We start from the raw sequence: 5,846 nt of genomic DNA, 5'->3' as shown, positions 1-5,846 counted from the left end.
CAAGGGTTTGGCCGAGGCGCCGACAGCGACACTCAGCAACGCAGCCGCGATGGCCGCACGTAGGGGAAGCATTTTCATCGATAACCCTCTGCAATCGGTTGAAGACAGAAAACCGAACGGCCGACTCATCATGAGTCAGCCGTCGGTTGGCGTTTTTACAGAATGTTGAACGGGATGGTGGTTACGAGACGGAACTCGTTGATGTTGCCGTCAGCCTGGTGCTCGCTGGCGCGGTGAGTGGTGTAGGTCGCGCGAATTGCAGTGGCTTTGAGCGGGCCGCTTTGCACTGCGTAGGACGCACCGACACCGTATTCGTAGTGGGATTCTCCATCCATCAGGCTCAGGTCGCCGCGCTTGTCATCCGGAATGGTGTAAGCGGTGCCACGGTAGTGAGTACCGTCGATGCCCCAGCCGCGTGCCTGGTAGATGTTGAACTTCAGGCCCGGCACGCCGTATTCGGCCATGTTGATGCCGTAGGCAATCTGGAACGACTTCTCGTTCGGGCCGTTGAAGTCCGACAGCAGGGAGTTGGCCAGGTAGATGCCGTTGGTTTCGTGCAGGTAGTCGAAGTACTCGTTACCGTTCACTTGTTGATACGAGAAGGTCAGGCTGTGGGCCTGGTGGGCCAGACCCAGCGACAGCGAATAGGTGTCGTTGTCGATGTTGCCCATCAGCTTTTTGCCTTCGTCGACGGTCTTGTAGTAGTTCAGGCCGGTGGTCAGGCTCAGCACTTGGCTGTCGCCCAGTTCGTGGGTTGCGCCGAAGTAGTACTGGTTCCAGAAGTCTTCCACGTTGGAACCGTAAAAGCTGGTTTTCAGGCTCTTGAACGGTTGGTAGTTGACGCCGGCAACGTAAACCTTGTCGGTCTCCACGCCAGTGGCTGAATACTCGGTGCGAAATTTCGACAGGCTCTGCTCGGTACGAGGGGAAACGCGGTCGAAGCCACCCGCGTCGAACGACAGGTTGTTGAATTCTTCGCTGTGCAGGGTAATACCTTCAAAGCTCGAAGGCAGCGGACGGTTACCGATGACATCGACAATCGGCGTGCTGAAGTTCTGGCGACCTGCGGTCAATGTGGTGTTGGATACACGAAGCTTGACATTGGCCAGACCCAGCTTGCTCCATTGGTCGACAGCGTCGCCGTCGGAATCCGCCAGGGTCCGGTTGGAGCCGCCAGCAATGTCCTTGCGATCACGATCCAGCACAATGGCGTTATAAGCGGCGACTTCGGTGCTCACGCCCACGGTGCCTTGGGTGAAGCCCGAGGTGTAGTTGACGATGGTGCCTTGCACCCAGTTGATCCGGCGTGGCGTCGGAGTGCGAACGGTAGGCGTGGTGTTCTTGTCGCTGTTTTTCACGTAGCTGAAACGGTCGTCGCGACGACGCAATTCGTTGGCATACCAGTTACGGGTTGTACCGCCCAGGCTTTGTCCATCGATAAAGCCTTTGGCCTCGCTTTGGGCGCTGCTGCCGGCCAATGTGGTAGGGACGAACTCCTGACTTGCAGGTTCGGCGTACGCGGTAGCAGTGATGCTGCTGATGGCCAGGGCCAGTATCGCGGTGCTGCTCAGTTTCATGGGTGAAGCTCCTTTACTTTCTTTTTATCCCGGCTTTTTTTGGTATGCCGGTTATTGGTTTAGAACTCGTTCACACATCGCAAACGTTTGCAAAAAGCCGGATGGGCGAATTTCGGCAAAGCGCTTGCGTGAGGGGAGTAGACGGCTCCCCTCAGCATTGCGGCTAATCGGTTGGTTTAATCGATACTGACACCCGAGAACACGTTGCGGCCGAACGGGCTGACTTTGAACCCTTCGACCCGGGTGCTTAACGGCTGGTTGACCGTCGAGTGGGCGACAGGCGTGATCGGCACTTGCTGTTTAAGCAATTGCTGGGCCTGTTTATAAAGCACGGTGCGCTGGTCGCGGTCGGTGACGACCTTGGCCTGTTTGATCAGCTTGTCGTAAGCCGGGTCGCACCACATGGAGTAGTTGTTGCCGCCGATGGCATCGCAGCTGTACAGCGTGCCCAGCCAGTTGTCCGGGTCCCCGTTGTCACCGGTCCAGCCGATCAGGCTGACGTCGTGCTCGCCGTTTTTGGTGCGCTTGATGTACTCGCCCCATTCGTAGCTGACGATCTTCACTTTCAGACCGATTTTCGCCCAGTCGGACTGGAGCATTTCGGCCATCAGCTTGGCGTTCGGGTTGTAGGGGCGCTGCACTGGCATCGCCCACAGGGTGATCTCGGTGCCTTCTTTCACGCCGGCGGCCTTGAGCAGTTCCTTGGCTTTTTCCGGGTTGTAGGCGGCGTCCTTGATGGTGTCGTCGTAGGACCACTGGGTCGGTGGCATGGCGTTGACGGCCAGTTGGCCGGCGCCCTGATAAACAGCGTTGAGAATTCCCTGTTTATTCACCGCCATGTCCAGCGCCTGACGCACTTCCAGTTGATCGAATGGCTTGTGGCGCACGTTGTAGGCGATGTAGCCGAGGTTGAAGCCCGGCTTGGAAATCAGTTGCAGTTTCGGGTCGGCCTTCAGCGCTTCAACATCGGCAGGGCGCGGGTGCAGGGTGATCTGGCACTCGTTGGCCTTGAGCTTCTGCACGCGTACCGAAGCGTCGGTGTTGATCGCAAAAATCAGGTTCTTCAGCTTGACCCGGCTCGGATCCCAGTACTGCGGGTTACCGGTGTAACGGATGTTCGAGTCTTTCTGGTAGCTCTTGAATACGAACGGCCCGGTGCCGATCGGCTTCTGGTTGATGTCGCTCGGCTTGCCGTCGGCCAGCAGCTTGTCGGCGTATTCGGCAGACAGAATCGAAGCGAAGCTCATGGCGATGTTCTGGATGAACGCCGCATCGACGCTGTTGAGCGTGAACTCCACGGTCAGCGGCCCGGTCTTCTCGACCTTGGCGATGTTCTTGTTCAGGCTCATCCCGTTGAAGTACGGAAACTCGGTGGGATACGCCTTGCGGAACGGCTGTTGCGCATCGAGCATGCGAGTGAACGTGAACACGACATCGTCAGCGTTGAAATCGCGGCTCGGCTTGAAGTAAGGGGTTGTATGAAATTTCACGCCTTCACGCAGGTGAAAGGTGTATTTCAAGCCATCTTCGGAAATGTCCCACTTGGTCGCCAGGCCCGGCACGACATTGGTCGCGCCTTTTTCAAACTCGACGAGGCGGTTGTACAGCGGCTCGGCGGCGTCATTGTCGGTGGCCGTCGTGTACTGCGCGGTATCGAAACCCGCCGGGCTGCCTTCCGAGCAAAACACCAGGCTGTCGCTGGCGGCGTAGCTTGCAGACGTGGCGGCCAACAGGCCGGCGCCCAACAGTGCGGAAAAAATCAAGGTATGGCGCATGACGCTCCCTCTTTTTAGTGTTGTGCAATGCGTCAGGGTCCCTATCCCGGGACTTTCTGGTCGCATTGAGCTCAATCCAATACGTACGGCAAAACCGGTGGCCCACGCAGACACTGGTCAGTACGCGACGGTAGGCACCGTGCCTCTGGCAGTAAATACGTAATTGCCTTAATGCTCGTAGGAAAAGTCGACGCGCCTATACCGAAGCAATCATCTGCGGCGGATTTGGGTGTAGGCCTTTTCCTTTTTTCCCGGTAGATAAAGCAACGGCGACGTCAGAAACGCCGCCGTTGCAATGTCTTACTTGCTGACGCTGACGCCGTAGAAGGAATTCAGGCCAAATGGGCTGATCTTGAAATCCTGCACGTTGGCGCGCATGGGTTGATACACCGTCGAGTGAGCGATAGGTGTCATTGGAACTGCATCTTTGAGGACGTGTTGCGCCTGTTTGTACAGCTCGGTGCGCTTGCCCTGGTCGGTAGTGCGTTTGGCTTCTTTCACCAGGCCGTCGAACTTCTTGTCGCACCACTTGGAGAAGTTGTTTCCGCTCAGCGAGTCGCAGCCGAACAGAACGTTGAGCCAGTTGTCCGGATCACCATTGTCACCGCTCCAGCCAATGATCATGGCCTGGTTCTCGCCACCTTTGGAACGCTTGATGTACTCGCCCCACTCGTAGCTGGTGATCTTCACTTTCAAGCCGATCTTGGCCCAGTCGGACTGGAGCATTTCAGCCATCAGTTTGGCGTTCGGGTTGTACGGACGCTGCACCGGCATCGCCCACAGGACGATCTCGGTACCTTCCTTGACGCCGGCTTCCTTGAGCAGCTGTTTGGCTTTCTCAGGATCGTACTTGGCATCCTTGATGGTGGTGTCGTAGGACCACTGGGTCGGCGGCATGGCGTTGACGGCCAGTTGGCCGGCACCCTGGTAAACCGAATCGATGATCTGCGGCTTGTTCACGGCCATGTCCAGCGCCTGGCGCACGCGCAGGTCAGCCAGTGGGTTGGCCTCGTTGCTGCCCTTGACCTTGTCCATCACGTTGTAAGCGATGTAGCCGAGGTTGAAGCCAGCTTGATCCGGCATCTTCAGCGACTTGTCTTCTTTCAGCGCTTTCAGATCGGCCGGACGCGGGAACAGGGTGACCTGGCACTCGTTCTTCTTCAGCTTCTGGATACGCACCGATGGGTCGGTAGTGATGGCGAAGATCAGGTTGTCGATCTTCACGTCTTCAGGTTTCCAGTAATCCTTGTTGCCGGTGTAACGGATGTTCGAGTCTTTCTGGTAGCTCTTGAACACGAACGGGCCGGTGCCGATCGGCTTCTGGTTGATGTCGGCGGCTTTGCCATCCTTGAGCAGTTGGGCCGCGTATTCGGCGGACTGCACGGACGCGAAGCTCATGGCCATGTTCTGGATGAACGCGGCATCGACTTCTTTCAGAGTGAACTTGACGGTGTGGTCGTCGACTTTATCGATCTTGGTGATGTTGGTGTCCATCCCCATGTCGGTGAAGTACGGGAATTCGGTCGGGTACGCCTTACGGAACGGGTCGTCCTTGTTGATCATGCGGTTGAACGTAAACAGCACGTCGTCGGCGTTGAATTCACGAGTCGGCTTGAAATACGGGGTGGTGTGGAACTTGACGCCTTCACGCAGGTGGAAGGTGTAAGTCAGGCCATCGTCGGAAATGTCCCACTTGGTCGCCAGGCCAGGAATCACGGCGGTGCCGCCGCGCTCGAACTGGGTCAGGCGGTTGAACATGGTTTCGGCTGAGGCGTCGAAGTCGGTTCCGGTGGTGTACTGGCCTGGATCAAAACCGGCCGGGCTCCCTTCGGAGCAGAACACCAGGTTAGTCGCAGCGGTGGCGAAAGGTGCGGAGGCTAACAAGCCTGCGCCGACTAGAAACGGAATGACCGCGTGTTTAAGCATGTTGGCCTCATGATTTGTTGTCATTTTTTAGTTGTGAGGTACGACCTCGTGAGTCGTGCCTGCGGATACTTATGCAGGCCCCATACCCAATGCAAGATCCAGAGCGGTCGGCGGCGTTAAACGGTGGCACGAACGTACCTTAATGTCGCATCCGTATAACTTTTGACGCATTTGACCGTTTGCGGGTGGTTTTTGCGGTGCATTCGCGGCACTGAAATGGTGCGCCGGTCTTGTTCTGTGCGCTTGGGTGGGGCTTGGTGTTACTTATTTATACCCTTGGGGATGGGCGGGGTTGAGGGGTTTTTGGGGTGGGCTTGAGTGGGGTGGATTGGGGCAGGGATTGGGGAGTTTTACTTGGTGCAACTGGGTGTTTCGATTGGTGGCACCTTGGCGGCCTTTGGGCCGACCAGGCTCTTGGGTTTTGGGTGTATATCCGTTTCTGCGAGTGTTGCGGATTGCGGTTCCGCCCTTACGGCGGGTCACCTTTTTCAAACGCCAAAAAGGTAACCGAAAAGGCTTGCTCCTGCGTTCGGCCCTCGCAGGCTCGGGTTCCTTCGCTGCGGGACTG

General features: G+C 57.2%; 3 protein-coding genes. All 3 read right to left on the bottom strand.

Annotation, left to right across the window (positions count from 1 at the left end):
- Positions 1–155: 155 nt before the first annotated feature.
- Positions 156–1,577, bottom strand: coding sequence for an OprD family porin (locus OQK_RS06875; RefSeq protein WP_016771718.1), 1,422 nt, complete (start codon positions 1,575–1,577; stop codon positions 156–158).
- Positions 1,578–1,753: 176 nt separating this feature from the next.
- Positions 1,754–3,352: an ABC transporter substrate-binding protein gene (locus OQK_RS06870; RefSeq protein WP_024011591.1), complete on the bottom strand. Its 1,599-nt coding sequence runs from the start codon at positions 3,350–3,352 to the stop codon at positions 1,754–1,756.
- A gap of 300 nt (positions 3,353–3,652) precedes the next feature.
- Entirely contained in the window at positions 3,653–5,278 is a 1,626-nt protein-coding gene (locus OQK_RS06865; protein ID WP_016771716.1) for an ABC transporter substrate-binding protein, read from the bottom strand.
- Positions 5,279–5,846: the final 568 nt, after the last annotated feature.

The sequence above is a fragment of the Pseudomonas sp. R62 genome (assembly GCF_000257605.1).
GTDB classification, from domain to species: domain Bacteria; phylum Pseudomonadota; class Gammaproteobacteria; order Pseudomonadales; family Pseudomonadaceae; genus Aquipseudomonas; species Aquipseudomonas atacamensis.
Note: the sequence above shows the minus strand (reverse complement) of the source record. Positions and strands in the feature narration are given on the sequence as shown.

Coding starts and splice junctions, on each gene's coding strand:
- OQK_RS06875 (WP_016771718.1), bottom strand. CDS start 1,577: ATGAAACTGAGCAGCACCGCGATACTGGCCCTGGCCATCAGCAGCATC.
- OQK_RS06870 (WP_024011591.1), bottom strand. CDS start 3,352: ATGCGCCATACCTTGATTTTTTCCGCACTGTTGGGCGCCGGCCTGTTG.
- OQK_RS06865 (WP_016771716.1), bottom strand. CDS start 5,278: ATGCTTAAACACGCGGTCATTCCGTTTCTAGTCGGCGCAGGCTTGTTA.